The sequence below is a fragment of the Amaricoccus sp. genome, from assembly GCF_017995835.1.
Lineage (GTDB): Bacteria > Pseudomonadota > Alphaproteobacteria > Rhodobacterales > Rhodobacteraceae > Amaricoccus.
This window is the reverse complement of sequence record NZ_JAGOID010000079.1, coordinates 1-15,037: the sequence shown is the minus strand read 5'-3', so window position 1 is coordinate 15,037 and position 15,037 is coordinate 1. Positions and strand designations below refer to the sequence as shown.

At 74.0% G+C, this 15,037-nt stretch carries 9 protein-coding genes; 5 read left to right on the top strand and 4 right to left on the bottom strand.

Annotated elements, in window-relative coordinates:
• Positions 1–325: 325 nt before the first annotated feature.
• From KBA23_RS12175 to KBA23_RS12165, 3 genes are all read right to left on the bottom strand, one after another.
• Entirely contained in the window at positions 326–679 is a 354-nt protein-coding gene (locus KBA23_RS12175; protein ID WP_290741301.1) for a hypothetical protein, read from the bottom strand.
• A gap of 46 nt (positions 680–725) precedes the next feature.
• On the bottom strand, positions 726–1,514 hold the full coding sequence (locus KBA23_RS12170) for a tetratricopeptide repeat protein (protein ID WP_290741299.1): 789 nt from the start codon (positions 1,512–1,514) through the stop codon (positions 726–728).
• A 116-nt stretch (positions 1,515–1,630) separates the two neighbouring features.
• Positions 1,631–2,473 (bottom strand): protein-disulfide reductase DsbD domain-containing protein, encoded by an 843-nt coding sequence (locus KBA23_RS12165; RefSeq protein WP_290741297.1) that lies wholly within the window; start codon positions 2,471–2,473, stop codon positions 1,631–1,633.
• A 158-nt stretch (positions 2,474–2,631) separates the two neighbouring features.
• On the opposite strand from KBA23_RS12165, the gene KBA23_RS12160 reads away from it, so the two are divergent.
• From KBA23_RS12160 to KBA23_RS12140, 5 genes are read left to right on the top strand one after another with little or no spacing between them, the layout of a single operon-like run.
• The gene (locus KBA23_RS12160; RefSeq protein ID WP_290741295.1) at positions 2,632–3,204 is read left to right on the top strand and encodes a YqgE/AlgH family protein; all 573 of its coding nucleotides are present in this window, start codon (positions 2,632–2,634) and stop codon (positions 3,202–3,204) included.
• 10 nt (positions 3,205–3,214) lie between these two features.
• Positions 3,215–3,589 (top strand): MmcQ/YjbR family DNA-binding protein, encoded by a 375-nt coding sequence (locus KBA23_RS12155; RefSeq protein ID WP_290741293.1) that lies wholly within the window; start codon positions 3,215–3,217, stop codon positions 3,587–3,589.
• Positions 3,590–3,644: 55 nt separating this feature from the next.
• Positions 3,645–9,101 carry an alpha-2-macroglobulin family protein gene (locus tag KBA23_RS12150; protein ID WP_290741291.1) on the top strand — a complete coding sequence of 1,819 codons (5,457 nt, stop codon included), beginning with the start codon at positions 3,645–3,647 and terminating at the stop codon, positions 9,099–9,101.
• Entirely contained in the window at positions 9,098–11,149 is a 2,052-nt protein-coding gene (gene pbpC / locus KBA23_RS12145; RefSeq protein ID WP_290741289.1) for a penicillin-binding protein 1C, read from the top strand. Before KBA23_RS12150 ends, pbpC begins: the two co-directional genes overlap by 4 nt.
• 49 nt (positions 11,150–11,198) lie before the next feature.
• A complete protein-coding gene (locus tag KBA23_RS12140; RefSeq protein ID WP_290741287.1) occupies positions 11,199–12,746 on the top strand; it encodes a trimethylamine methyltransferase family protein in 1,548 nt (515 codons plus the stop codon).
• 7 nt (positions 12,747–12,753) lie between these two features.
• On the opposite strand, the gene KBA23_RS12135 is transcribed toward KBA23_RS12140, so the two are convergent.
• Positions 12,754–14,721, bottom strand: coding sequence for a protein meaA (locus KBA23_RS12135; RefSeq protein WP_290741285.1), 1,968 nt, complete (start codon positions 14,719–14,721; stop codon positions 12,754–12,756).
• Between the last annotated feature and the right edge of the window lie 316 nt (positions 14,722–15,037).

The window sequence follows — 15,037 nt, the reverse complement described above, 5'->3', positions numbered from 1 at the left end:
CCCTGACCACAGGCTCATCAACAACAGCAGCTCCTTCCTGCCCGTTCATCTGGGGGTCCCTCGGCTGGTCCATCTCGGTCTCCTTTCGGACAAAGCGATGTCCAGGGAAACTGGGGGCAGCTCACACTGGCGAACGGACGCAAACGTACGCGTGGACTTGGCTGCCCGCCGCGAGCGGGGCCGCCGGTTTCACCGGAGGGCTCATGAAACGACTCGCGACCTTTTTTGACCTCCAGAGATTTTATCATGTATATTCAGGTAGTTACCCTATCTATCACGCGTGTTAGCCCGTGTTGCGCGGGGTGGCCTGGTAGACTCGCCGGTATCAGTTGCAGATCATGTTCCCGAGCGCGTCCATCACGCAGCGGCGGGTCGGCGCGACGCCGGGCAGGGGCGGCCGGCGCGGCGGCAGGTCCTCAGCCCCGAGCGTCGTCGCCCCGAGCGGGCTGATGCGGCGGGCCGGCGTCAGTTGCGGCGACGGGCCGAGCGTGGGACGTTCCTGCACGCCGGAGATCCCGCGCCCCTGCCGTGGCGGCTGGACGCGGGCGCGGTTCGTGGGCGCCGCCATGCCGGTGCAGACCTCCGCGCCGAGCGTGTTCCGCCGGCACACCACCTGCGCCTCCGCCGGGGCGAAGGCCAGAGTCCAAGCCAGATAAGCGAGCGCGCCGACCACCTTCACCTCCCCGGATCTCCACGGGGGATTGTAGCGCCGCGACGGCGGGAAGCTACTGCAACGCGCCGATCGGCTTTCCCGCGAGGAGCAGCGCGCGCAATTCGCGGTAGTAGGCGACGTTCTGCTCGATCTCGGCCGGCGGCAGGTCGCCCGCGAGCGTCGCGGCGGCCTCGCGGTCGCGCCCGGCAAGACCGTAGAGCAGCGCCAGGTTGCCGCGCGTCTTCGCGGTCGCCTCGCCGTCGCGGACCAGTTCGCGCAGGATGGCGATCCCCTCGGTCGGCGCGCCGCCGAGGCCGTAGGAGAGGCCGAGGTTGGACAGAAGCGCGAAGTTCGTGGGGTCGAGGGACAGGCCCTCGCGATAGACGGCCTGCGCGTCGGGATGCCGGCTCAGCCGGTCGAGCGCGATGCCCTGCGCGGTGATGACATCGAGGTTGCGCGGCGCATGCCGGCGCGCTTCCTCGAGGCTCTGCAACGCCGCCTGCGGCTTGCCGGCGCCGATCTGCACCCGGGCCAGTTCGACGAGCACGGTGACGTCGCGCGGCCGCCGGTTGCGCGCCTCCAGCAGCGCCTGCTCGGCGCGCGCATACTGGCCGACCCCCGCATAGCTCCGGCCGAGGCCGACCAGGGCGTCGACGGACTTCGGGTTGGCGTCGAAGGCCTGACGGTAGAGCGTCGCCGAGGTGCGGTAATCGCCCGCGGCTGCGGCGCGGTCGGCCAGCCGCAGAGGCGAGCCGGGCGCGTCGCCGCCTCCTCCGACAGGGCCGCCGCCGGCGCAGGCTGCGAGGAGAAGCGCCGCGGCGCAGGGCGCGAACCAGGGCAGGCGGGCCGGGCGTGAGGGCATCGCACTCGCCTATGGGTTGAATCGGTTTTTCGCTATAGCACCGCGACGACGCCGAGTCACATGGAATCGGTCACATCCGGTCGCGTCGACCCGCCCGCGAGTCCGCCAGGCGCGTTTCAGCCGGACGGGCAGCCGCGGATGTCGATGGCCTGCCGCGAATCGATCAGGGTCACGCGCAGGCTGCGGCGGTCGAGCGTCAGGCCGGAGCCGGCGGCCTCCACCGGCGCGGTCGCGCGCACTCGGCGGCCCTCGACGCGGGTCTCGGGCACGCCGATCCACAGGTCCGGGCGCTCGTCGGCCTCGATGACGGCGGTGACGCCCGCCGGGGGCGGAGCGTCGAAATCGACCTCGGCGGTCAGGGTTGCGCCGGCCGCGTCGGTCCCGAGACGGCAGCGCGCGCGGGTCACGCCGGCGGCCGCGGCCGCGACGGGCCGGTCGGCCAGCGCCCGCTCTATCTCCGCCGTCTTCGCCGTCCGCCCAACCGGCGCGGTCGGGTCGAGCCGCACCGCGAGCCGCGCGGAGGCCGGCGCGCAGATGTCGTTGCAGAGGCCGAACTGCACGTCGACCCGCGCCTCCACCGGCGCATCCGGGCGCTCGGGCGTCAGCACGACCGGCAGCACGAGGCGGTTCTCGTAGCCGATCATCGTCTCGCCGAAGCTCTCGAACACGATCGGCCGCGGCCATTCGTAGGCGACCGCGGCCAGGTTCCGCGAGCCCGACCAGTCGAACTGCGGCGGCATCCCGCTCGCGCCCGGCACGCGCCAGTAGGTGTGCCAGCCGGGCGCGAGCCGCAGCTCCACCGCCGCCACATAGGTTCCGTCGGCCGCACGCCAGCCGGGAAGCAACTCGATGCCCTCCACCGCGGGCGGCAGGGCCGCGTGTTGCGCGCTGGCCGGCTGGCCGAGAGCCGCCGCGAGAAGGGTCGCGGCGAGGAGGCTGGATGTCGGAAGGGCGGGCATGAGGCGACTTGACTGGACGGGGCGAGGCGCACCATTGCGCAGCCGGGCCGGAATGGACAGTCACAATTCGGCGAAGTGTCCGTCCCGGCGGAGCCTTCCCGGTCCGTATCTGCCGAGCCGCGCTTGCAATCGGGTCGGACCGGCATATGACTCGGAACATGACCGAGCGCGATCCGGGTTTTCTCGACGGACAGGTTCTGATCGCCATGCCCGGCATGGGCGACCTGCGTTTCTCGCACGCGGTCATCTTCGTGTGCGCCCATTCGTCCGAGGGGGCGATGGGCCTGATCGTCAACAAGCCTGCGCCGGATCTGCGGTTCCAGGACCTGCTGAAACAGCTGAAGATCCCGGTGGGCGAGGGCGTGCAGGACGCGCAGGTGCATTTCGGCGGCCCGGTCGAGCATGGCCGCGGCTTCGTCCTGCACACCTCGGACTACGCGGTGGCGGGGTCGAGCCTGCGGATCAACGACGACTTCGCCATGACCGCGACCGTCGACATCCTCCAGGACATGGCCCGCGGCGCCGGTCCCGCGCACACCATCCTCGCGCTCGGCTATTCCGGCTGGGGTCCGGGCCAGCTCGAAGGCGAACTCCAGGCGAACGGCTGGCTGACCGCGCCGGCGGACGTGGAACTGGTCTTCGGGCTCCGCGACGGCGAGAAATGGGAAGCCGCGCTGCGGCGGCTCTCCATCGACCCGTGGCTCCTGTCCTCGGAGGGCGGCCGGGCATGAGGCGGCGCGCGTGACCCGCGCCTTCGTCAACGCCCATTGCGCGCGGCTGCCGGGCGCCGAGGTCTCCGATCCCTGGGGCGGCGGGCACGACGCCTGGAAGGTCGGCGGCAAGCTCTTCGCGCTGGTCGGTTCGATGGAGCTCGGCGTCAGCGTCAAGACCGCGGACCCCGAGACGGCGGCGCTCCTGATCGAGCTCGGCCAGGCCGAGCGCGCGCCCTACCTGCACGCCAGCTGGGTGCGGGTGCCGTGGGGCCTCGCCTCCGACGAGGATCTGGCCCGCCGGCTCGACATCTCCTACGACCTGATCCGGGCGCGCCTGCCGAAACGCACGCAGGCCGCCTTGCCGCCACGGAGCGCGGCGGCCGGATCCGAAGCGGAGGGTTGACGCGACGCGGACAGGGGCGGACCCTGCGGCCAGAACATAGTCGGGAGGTCAGCCGATGCGGCGCCGGAACGAACTCCTGCCGGGATTGAAGGCGCTGCGGCTGGCGGTGGCCCTCGGGCTCTCGCTGCTCGGGGCAGGGTCGGCGCTGGCGCAGCCGGCGGGCCTGCCGGAGCGGCGGGTGATCGCCGAGACCGGGGTCGACTTCTACGGCGGCGACCTGCGCTCGATCTACGCGACGACGCTGCCGCTCTGCCTCGACGCCTGCCTCGCCGAGCCGACCTGCAAGGCGCTGACCTTCAACCTCAACGCCTCGGCCTGCTTCCTCAAGGATGCGGTCGGCGAGCGCCAGCCCTTCGGCGCCGCGGTGTCGGCGCAGCTTCTGGCGCAACCCGCCGGGCTCGCGGCGGAGGCCACGGCGCGCGCGGCGGAGCTCGCGTTCCTGCCGGCGCCGCGCCTCGAGCGCGCGCGTGCGCTGGCGCTCGGCGTGGGCATGCCGCGGACGGGCGACGCCGCGGCGCTCGAGGCGCCGGTCGCGGGCGAGCTCGCGCCGCTCAGGGCGGCCGTCAACGCCGACGACAGCGCCGCCGCCTGGCTTGCGCTCGCCTCCTTCGGCGTGGCGCGGGACGTCGAGGACTACGGGCTGCGGCAGGCGCTGCTGGCCGAGGCGGCGGGGGCGGCGGTCAACGCCTTCCTGCGCGCGCCCGACGACGCGACGGCGGCGCAGGCGGCCCGCGTGCTGGCCGCGGCGCTGGAGGCGCAAGGCGAGGGGCGGCGATCGCTCGACGCGCTGCGGCTCGCCGCGCGGCTCGCGCCGGGACCGCAGATCGACGCCGCCGTCGCCCGGGCCGAGGGGCTCTACGGCTTCCGCGTCGTCGACCGCCAGGTCGAGGCGGAGCCGGCGGACCCGCGGGTCTGCGTCGAGTTCTCCGAGGAGCTCGATCCGCGCGGCGTGGACTACGCCGACTACGTTCAGGTGTCCGACCTCGCCGCCGCGCCGGCGGTCGAGGTGGAGGGGTCGCGGCTCTGCCTCGGCGGCCTGACGCACGGGGCGAACTACGCGCTGACGCTGCGCGCCGGGCTGCCTTCGGCCGGGGGCGAGGTTCTGCGCGCGCCGGTGCGACAGGATTTCTACGTGCGCGACCGCACCCCCGCCGCGCGCTTCCTCGGCCGCGCCTACGTGCTGCCGCGGGCGGCGGACGCGGCGATCCCGATCAACACGGTGAACCTCGACAGCGTCGAGCTGAAGCTCTTCCGCGTCGGCGCGCGCAACCTGCGTTCGGTGATCCGCAGCGGCGACTTCGGCGGCGCGCTGACCGCCTTCGAGGAGGACCGGCTCGGCGGCGAGACCGGCGTCGAGGTCTGGGAGGGCGCGGGCGAGGTCGGGGGCGATCTCAACCGCGACGTGGTTACGGCGCTGCCCTTCGGCGAGGTGGTCGCCGGGCTGGAGCCGGGGCTCTACGCGCTGACCGCCCGCGTCCCGGGCGCGACGCGCGAGGACTGGGAGACGCTGGCGACGCAGTGGTTCGTGCTGACCGACCTCGGCATCGCGACCTTCGCGGGCGAGGACGGGTTGCACGTCTTCGCCCGCTCGCTCGGCTCGGCCGCGCCGCTCGCAGGCGTCGCCGCGACGCTCGTGGCCCGCAACAACGAGGTGCTGGGAACTGCGGTCACCGACGCCGCCGGACAGGCGCTGTTCGAGCCGGGCCTGCTGCGCGGACGCGGCGGGCAAGAGGCGGCGCTGGTCACGCTGGAGGCGGGGGACGACTTCGCCTTCCTCGATCTCGGCGCCCCGGGGCTCGACCTCTCCGACCGCGGCGTCGACGGACGCCCGGCGCCGGGGCCGGTGGACGTGTTCATGAGCTCCGAGCGCGGCGCCTACCGCGCGGGCGAGACGGTCCATGCGACCATCCTCGCCCGCGACGCGGCCGGGCGGGCGATCGAGGGCCTGACGCTGACCGCGATCGTGACGCGGCCCGACGGGGTGGAGCACATGCGCGCCGTCCTGCCGGACGAGGGCGCGGGCGGCCGGGCCTTCGCGATGCGGCTCGACCCCGCCGCGCAGCGCGGCGGCTGGCGGCTCGCGGTCCATGCCGATCCGGAAGCGCCGCCGCTCGCCTCGACGGGGTTCCTCGTCGAGGACTTCGTGCCGGAGCGGCTGGCGCTGGAACTGACCGCGCCGGAGGGACCGGTCGATCCGGCCGCCGGCCTCACGATCACGGCCCAGGTCGACTACCTCTTCGGCGCGCCTGGCGCGGGGCTGCCGGTCGAGGGCGAGGCCTATGTCAACCTCGGGCGCGAGCTCGCCGCCTATCCCGGCTTCCGCTTCGGCCTCGAGGACGAACCCTTCCGCTCCGGCTATGCGTCGTTGCCGCCGGGGATCGAGACCGACGCCTCCGGGCTCGCGGAGGTGACGCTGCCGGTCCCGGAGACCTGGCCGACCAGCCGGCCGCTGGAGCTTTCCGCGACGATCCGGGCGCGCGAGGGGGCCGGGCGGCCGATCGAGCGTAGCCTGACCCGGCCGGTGCGGGCGGCGGGGCCGCTCCTCGGGATCCGGCCGCTCTTCGACGGCGCGGTGGACGAGGGCGGCACGGCCGGCTTCGAGGCGGTGGCGGTGGGGCCGGACCTCGGCCGCGTCGGCCTCGGGCCGGTCGAATGGACGCTGTCGCGCGTCGACGTGAGCTTCCAGTGGTACGAGGTCGACGGGAACTGGAACTACGAGACGGTGACCCGGCGCGCCCGCGTGGCGAACGGCGTGGTCGATCTCGGCGCCGATGCGCCGGCGCGTCTCGACCTGCCGATCGACTGGGGCCGCTACGAGCTGCGGCTGGCGGCGCAGGGCGCCCCGGTGGCGGCGAGCCTCGGCTTTGACGCCGGCTGGGGCGCGGGGGCCGGCGCGGAGACGCCGGACTTCGTGACGCTGAGCCTCGACCGCGAGGACTACGCGCCCGGCGACATGGCCCGGGTGCAGATCGAGGCGCGCAACGGCGGCCGGATGCTCGTCGCGGTGATGAGCGGCGGGCTGGTCGAGATGCGCGAGGTCGAGGTTGCGGCGGCGGGGCCGGTCGTGGTCGACCTGCCGGTGACCGAGGCCTGGGGCGCGGGCGCCTATGTCGTCGCGACGCTGATCCGTCCGATGGACGTGGCGGCGCGGCGCAATCCGGCGCGCGCCGTCGGCGTCGCCTGGGCGGCGGTCGACCCCGGGCCGCGCCGGCTCGCTGCGGCCTTCGACGTGCCCGACGAGGCGACGCCACGAACCGACATGCCGGTGTCGCTGCGCGTCGAGGGGCTCGCGCCGGGCGCGCAGGCCTATGCGACGATCGCGGCGGTCGACGTCGGCATCCTGAACCTGACCGGCTTCCGCTCGCCCGATCCCGTCGGCTGGTACTTCGGCCAGCGCCGGCTGGGGGTGGAGATCCGCGACGTCTACGGGCGGCTGATCGACGGGATGCAAGGCGTCGCCGGGCAATTGCGCTCGGGCGGCGACGGCGGCGGCAGCCTGCAAGGCCCCCCGCCGACCGAGGAGCTGCTGGCGACGTTCTCCGGCGTGCTGGTCGCCGACGCCTCGGGCGTGGCGCGAACTTCGGTGCCGCTGCCCGACTTCAACGGCACGGTGCGGCTGATGGCGGTGGTCTGGACCGTCGAGGGCGTCGGCCAGGCGGAAAAGGACGTGCTGGTGCGCGACCCGGTGGTGGCGCAGGCCTCGATGCCGCGCTTCCTCGCGCCGGGCGACGTGTCGCGGCTGCGCCTCGACCTCGCCCATGCCTTCGGGCCGGCGGGCCCGGTGACGGTCCGGGTGAGCGCGTCGGACCCGGCGTTGCTGCCGGCCGGCGGCGCGAGCTTTGCGGGCGACCTCGCCGAGGGCGGACGGCTCGTCTTCGACGCGCCCCTGACCGCGGGGCTGCCGGGCGACGACCGGATCGCGATCGAGACGGTCGCGCCGGGCGGCGAGCGGCTGGCGCAGGACCTGACCCTGCCGATCCGCGCCAACGACCCCGAGATCGCGCGGCAGAGCCGCATCGCGCTCGCGCCCGGCGAGACGCTGACGCTCGACGCGGCGGTGTTCGACGGGCTCGCGCCCGGAACCGCCCGCGCCACCATCGCCGCCGGCCCGCTGGCGGAGTTTGACGTGCCCGGCCTGCTGACGGCGCTCGAGGCCTATCCCTGGGGCTGCACCGAGCAGGTGATCTCGCGCGCGACGCCGCTCCTGTTCTTCGCCGAGACGGCGCGGGCGCTCGGGCTCGCGTCGGGCCGCGAGGCCGATGCGCGCATCGCCGAGGCGATCGGGCGCGTGCTCGGCAACCAGACCGGGGCGGGCGGCTTCGGGCTCTGGGGACCGGAGCCGGGGGATTCCTGGCTCGACGCCTATGCGACCGACTTCCTGTCGCGCGCGCGCGCGCTCGGCCATACGGTGCCCGACCGGGCCTTCGCGGCGGCGCTCGCCAATCTCGGCAACATCGTCAACGCCTATGGCGACTTCGAGAAGGGCGGCGAGGATCTCGCCTACGCGCTGATGGTGCTGGCCCGCGAGGGCCGGGCCTCGATCGGCGACCTGCGCTACTACGCCGACGCGCGCGCCGGGGCCTTCGCCACGCCGCTCGCCCAGGCGCAGCTCGGGCTGGCGCTCGCCCAGTACGGCGACCAGCCGCGGGCGGACACGATGTTCCGCCTCGCCGCGGCGGGGGCGCTCGCCGGCGAGCCAGAGCAGCTCTGGCGCGCCGACTACGGCAGCGGCCTGCGCGACGCGGCCGGCGTCCTCGCGCTCGCCGCCGAGGCGGGAAGCCAGGCGGTAGACGCGGCGGCGCTCGCGGCGGTGGTGACCGCGCCGGGGCCGGACCGCTCGCCGCAGGAGGCGGTATGGTCGCTTCTCGCCGCGCATTCGCTCTTCGAGGCGGCGGCGGGCGAGGGGACGCTGAGCTTCAACGACGTCGCCGTCGAGGGGCCGGCGGCGCGGGTGCTGGAGGCCGACGTGCTCGGCGCCGAGCCGCTGCGCGTGACCAATGCCGGCGACACGGAAACGCTCGTGGTGCTGACCGCCTTCGGCGTGCCGACCCAGCCGGAGCCCGCCGGCGGCAACGGCTACCGCATGTCGCGCGAGTACTTCACCCTCGACGGCGCGCCGGCGGATCTCGCCGCCGTCGCGCTGAACGACCGGCTGGTCGCGGTGGTGACGGTGACGCCGGAGCGCGACCTCGAGGCGCGGCTGATCGTCGACGATCCGCTGCCCGCGGGGTTCGAGATCGAGAACCCGAACCTCCTCGTCTCCGGCGACCCGGGACGGCTCGGCTGGCTCGCCGCGGACGACGTGGCCCGGCACACCGAGTTCCGCACCGACCGCTTCGTGGCGGCGGTGGACTGGCGGGGGACCGAGCCGTTCCGGCTCGCCTACATGGTCCGCGCCGCCTCGCCGGGGTCGTTCCACCACCCGGCGGCCAGCGTCGAGGACATGTACCGGCCGGCCTACCGGGCGCGCACCGCGGCCGGGCGGGTCGAGGTCGCGGACCAGCGGCCGTGAGGCGGCGGGCGGCCCTTGCGGTCGCCGCCGCCGCCCTGTTCGCGGTCACGGGCCTCGTTGCGGCCGACCGCTGGATCGCGGCGACCGCGATCCCGCCGCTGGCGCGAGAGGCGTCGATGATCGCGCTCGACCGCGAGGGGCGGCTCGTCGCGGCGCACACCGTCGACGACGGGCGCTGGCGGCTGCCGGCGCCCCCGGCCGAGGTCGACCCCGGGTACATCGCCATGCTGGTGGCGCTGGAGGACCGGCGGTTCCGCAGCCACCCGGGCGTCGATCCGCTGGCGCTGGCGCGGGCGGCGGTGCAGGCGGTCCATGCCGGCCGGATCGTCTCGGGCGGGTCCACCCTCACCATGCAGGTCGCCCGGCTGGTCGAGGAGGGGCCGACCGGCGACTGGCGCGGCAAGATCCGGCAGATGCGCCTGGCGCTGGCGCTGGAGCGGCGGCTGTCCAAGGACCAGATCCTCGGCCTCTACCTGGCGCTCGCGCCGTTCGGCGGCAATCTCGAAGGGGTTCGGGCGGCGAGCCTTGCGTATTTCGGGCGTGAGCCGGGGCGGCTGACCCCGGCCGAGGCGGCGCTGCTCGTGGCGCTGCCGCAGGCGCCGGAAGCGCGGCGTCCCGACCGGCGCCCGGAGGCGGCGCGCGCCGCCCGTGACCGGGCGCTGGCGCGCGCCGCGCGGGCGGGCGTGCTCGACCCGGCCGAGGCGCAAGCCGCGCGGCGCGAGGCGGTCCCGACGGCGCGCCGGCCGTTCCCGGCGCTGGCCCCGCATCTCGTCGACCGGCTCGCGGCGGCGGACCCGGCCGCGCGGGTGCTGCGCCTGACGCTGGACGCGCCGTTGCAGGCGCGGCTGGAGGCGCTGGCGCGCGCCCGAGCGCGCGAGCTCGGGCCGGCGCTCTCGGCGGCGATCATCGTCGCCGACTGGCGGACCGGCGAGGTGCTGGCGCGGGTCGGCGCGGCCGACCGGCTCGACGCCAGCCGCCGCGGCTTCGTCGACATGAGCCGGGCGGTGCGCAGCCCGGGCTCGACGCTGAAGCCGCTGATCTACGGGCTCGCCTTCGAGGCGGGGCTCGCCCATCCCGAGACGGTGATCGAGGACCGGCCGATGCGGTTCGGGACCTATGCGCCGCAGAATCTCGACCGGCAATGGTGCGGCGCGATGACGCTGCGCACGGCCTTGCAGCGGTCGCGCAACCTGCCGGCGGTGGCGCTGCTCGACGCGGTGGGACCGGCGCAGCTGATGGCGCGGCTGAAGCGCGCAGGCGCGCGGCCGGAACTGCCGGCGGGCGGCGCCGCGGGGCTGCCGGTGGCGCTGGGGGGCGTGGGCGTGACGCTGGAGGATCTGGTTGCGGTCTACGCCGCGATCGCCCGCGGCGGCGAGTCGGTGGCGCTGCGCGAGGTTGCGGGCGGCCCGGGCGCGGAGCCGGGCGCGCGGGTGCTGTCCGCGGGCGCGGCATGGCAGGTGGGCGACGTGCTGGCGGGAACGCCGCCGCCGCCCGACGCGCCGCCGGGGCGCATCGCCTTCAAGACCGGCACCAGCTACGGGCATCGCGACGCCTGGGCCATCGGCTTCGACGGACGCCTCGTGATCGGCGTCTGGTTCGGACGGCCCGACGGCGCGGCCGCCCCGGGGGTGCTCGGGCTCGAGACGGCGGCCCCCACGCTCTTCGCCGCCTTCGCCCGGCTTGAGGCCGCGCCGGCGCCGCTCGGGCCGCCGCCGCCGGGCGTGCTGACCGTGGCCCGCGCCGAACTGCCGCCGCCGCTGCGGCGCTTCCGCCCGCGCGGCGCGACGGCGGAGGGCGGCCCGCGTATCGCCTATCCGCCGGCGGGGGCGCGGGTCGACCTCGGCCTCGCCGCCGGCGACCCCGCGCCGCTGGCGCTGCGGGTCGAGGACGGGGCCCCGCCGTTCCGCTGGCTGGTCGATGGCACGCCGCTCGCCGTCACGGAGGACGGAAGGCGGGCGGAGTGGCTGCCGCGCGGCGCGGGCTTCGTCGATCTCGCGGTGATCGACGCGACCGGCGCGGCGGCGCGGGCGCAGGTCTGGCTGCAATGATGTCGCAAACGGACGCGCGCGCCCGCGGCGGCCGGCGCAGGCAGGGCGCATGACCGAACGCAAGCCCCGCCGCGCCGGCGGCCACGCGCGCCAGGGCGCGCGCCCGGCCCACGCCATCGTGCAGACGCCCTGGCGGCTGCCGCTCAACACCGACCGGCCGACCGAGCCCCTGACCGAGGAAGGGGTGGCCGCGATCCACGACACCTCGATGCGGGTGCTCGAGGAGATCGGCGTCGAGTTCCTCAACCCCGAGGCCTGCGATCACCTGCGCCGCGCCGGCTGCATCGTCGAGGGCGACAACGTGCGCATGGACCGGGCCTTCGTCATGGAGCGGCTCGCCGGGGCGCCGCGGGCCTTCGACATCACGCCGCGCAACCCGGAACGGCGGGTGCGGATGGGCGACCGGCGCATGGCCTTCGTCAACGTCTCCTCGCCGCCGAACTGCATGGACATGGACCGCGGCCGCCGGGTCGGCGACATCGAGGCTTTCCGCGACCTCATGAAGCTGACGCAGTACTTCAACTGCATCCACGCCGCCGGCGGCTATCCGGTGGAGCCGGTGGACATCCACGCCAGCGTGCGCCACCTCGACTGCCTCTACGAGAAGCTGACGCTGACCGACAAGGTGGTGCACGCCTACTCGCTCGGGCCGGAGCGCGTCGAGGATGCGCTGGAGATGGCCCGCATCGCCTCGGGCCTCGACGCCGAGGCGTTCTTCGCCGAGCCGCGGCTCTTCACCAACATCAACTCGTCGAGCCCGCTCAAGCACGACTGGCCGATGCTCGACGGGGCGATGCGCTTCGCCCGGCGCGGCCAGCCGGTGGTGGTGACGCCGTTCACGCTCGCCGGGGCGATGGCGCCGGTGACCATGGCCGGCGCGGTGGCGCAGTCGGTGGCCGAGGCGCTGGCGGCGATCGTGCTCCTGCAACTCGTGCGGCCGGGGACGCCCTGCGTGATGGGAACCTTCACCTCGAACGTCGACATGCGCTCGGGGGCGCCGGCCTTCGGCACGCCGGAATACATGCGCGCCACCCAGATGACCGGACAGATGGCGCGCTTCTACGGCCTGCCGCTGCGCGCCTCGAACGCCTGCGCCTCGAACGCGCCGGACGGTCAGGCGATGTGGGAAAGCATGAACTCGCTCTGGGCGGCGGTGCAGGCCGGGGCGAACCTCGTCTACCACGCCGCCGGCTGGCTCCAGGGCGGGCTGATCGCCTCCTACGAGAAGTTCGTGATGGACTGCGAGACGCTCCAGCAGATCCAGCGCTACTTCGAGCCGGACCTCGTCGACGTCTCGCCCGACGCGCTCGCCTTCGACGCCATGGCCGAGGTCGGACCGACCGGGCATTTCTTCGGCGCGGCCCATACCCAGAGCCGCTACGCCACGGCGTTCTATGCGCCCTTCCTCAGCGACTGGCGCAACTACGAAGCCTGGTCGGACGCGGGCGGCCCTTGGACCGAGGAGCGCGCCAACCGCACCTGGAAGGCGATCCTCGCCGACTACGAACCCCCACCGATGGACGAAGGGGTGCGCGACGAACTCGCGGACTTCGTGGCCCGGCGCAAGCGCGAGGGCGGCGCGCCGACGGACTACTGATCCCGGATCAGGCCGCCGCCCGCCCCTCGGCCTCGGCCAGCTCCACGATGTCGAGCATGATCCGGTTCAGGTCGAAGTCCTTCGGCGTATAGACCCGCGCCACCCCGTAGCCGCGGAGTTGCTCGGCGTCCGCGTCCGGGATGATCCCGCCGACCACGACCGGCACGTCGTCGAGCCCCGCGCCCCGCAGCCGGTCCATCACCTCGCGCACCAGCGGCAGGTGCGAGCCGGACAGGATCGACAGCCCCACGACATGGGCCGATTCCTCCAGCGCCGCGTTGACGATCTGCGCCGGGGTCAGGCGGATGCCCTCGTAGACCACCTCCATGCCGACGTCGCGCGCCCGGACCGCGATCTGCTCGGCGCCGTTGGAATGGCCGTCGAGCCCCGGCTTGCCGACGAGGAACTTGATCCGCCGCCCCAGCCGCCCGCTCGCCGTCTCGACCGCCGCGCGAACCTCCTCGATCCGCCCGGTCGGCGCCGCCGCCGCCTTGCCGACGCCGGTCGGCGCGCGATACTCGCCAAAGACCTCGCGCATCGCCGCGCCCCACTCGCCGGTTGTGACCCCCGCCTTCGCCGCCGCGATCGACGGCCCCATGATGTTCTCGCCCGTGCGCGCCGCCGCCTTCAGCGCCGCCAGCGCCGCCTCGACCGCCGCCGCGTCGCGGCCCTCGCGCCAGGCCTGGAGCCGGGCGACCTGCTCCGCCTCCACGCCGGGATCGACCACCATGATCCCGCCATCCCCGCCGACCAGCGGGCTCGCCTCGCCCTCGACGAAGCGGTTGACGCCGACGACCACGGTCTCGCCCGCCTCGATCCGGCCGAGCCGGGCGGTGTTGGCCTGCACCAGTTCCGCCTTCATGTAGTCGATCGCCGCGACCGCGCCCCCCATCTCGTCGATCTTCGCCAGTTCGGCGCGCGCGCCCGCCTTCAGCGCCTCGACCTTGGCGTCCACCGCCGGATTGCCGTCGAAGAGGTCGCCGAACTCGAGAAGGTCGGTCTCAAAGGCCATGATCTGCTGCATCCTGAGCGACCACTGCTGGTCCCACGACCGCGGCAGCCCCAGCGCCTCGTTCCACGCAGGCAACTGCACCGCCCGGGCCCGGGCCTTCTTCGACAGCACCACCGCCAGCATCTCGATCAGGATGCGGTAGACGTTGTTCTCCGGCTGCTGCTCGGTCAGCCCCAGCGAGTTCACCTGCACGCCATAGCGGAAGCGCCGCAGCTTCGGATCGGCGACGCCATACCGCTTCTCGGCAAGCTCGTCCCACAGGTCGACGAAGGCGCGCATCTTGCACATCTCGGTGACAAACCGGATGCCGGCGTTCACGAAGAACGAGATGCGGCTGACCACCTCGGCGAAGTCCTCCGCCGCCACCTGTCCCTTCACCTGGTCGAGCACCGCGCAGGCGGTGGCCAGCGCGAAGGCCAGTTCCTGCTCCGGCGTCGCGCCCGCCTCCTGCAAATGGTAGGAACAGACGTTCATCGGGTTCCACTTCGGAACCGCGCGAAAGGTGTATTCCGCCACGTCGGCGATCAGCTTCAGCGACGGCGCCGGCGGAAACACGTAGGTTCCGCGCGACAGGTACTCCTTGATGATGTCGTTCTGCACCGTGCCCTGGAGCCTGGCGACATCCGCCCCCTGCTCCTCGGCGACCGCGACATAGAGCGCGAGCAGCCAGGCGGCGGTGGCGTTGATCGTCATCGAGGTGTTCATCGCCTCGAGCGGGATCTGGTCGAACAACGCCCGCATGTCGCCGAGATGGCTGACCGGCACGCCGACCTTGCCGACCTCGCCGCGCGCCAGCACGTGATCGCTGTCATAGCCCGTCTGCGTCGGCAGATCGAAGGCGACCGAAAGCCCGGTCTGGCCCTTCGCGAGGTTGGCGCGATAGAGCGCATTGGACTTCGTCGCCGTCGAATGGCCGGCATAGGTGCGGAACAGCCAGGGCTTGTCGCGCGTCGCCTCGGTCATCTCGCCTCTCCCGATCCGAATCAACCGCATCATGCTGCATTGCACACCGCCACGCCAGCATCGCCACGCAATTTAGTTTCGCGTCCCCGCAGCCGGCAGACCCGCATCGGCGTGCCCGTGCGAATTTCATTCGGCGACGCCCGGCCGCGGGTGTATCATGGACGGTCAGCGTTGGGCCATAGGGGGACGTGAGCTGCCCCCAGTTTCCTTGGACATCGCTTTGTCCGAAAGGAGACCGAGATGGACCAGCCGAGGGACCCCCAGATGAACGGGCAGGAAGGAGCTGCTGTTGTTGATGAGCCTGTGGTCAGGGTGG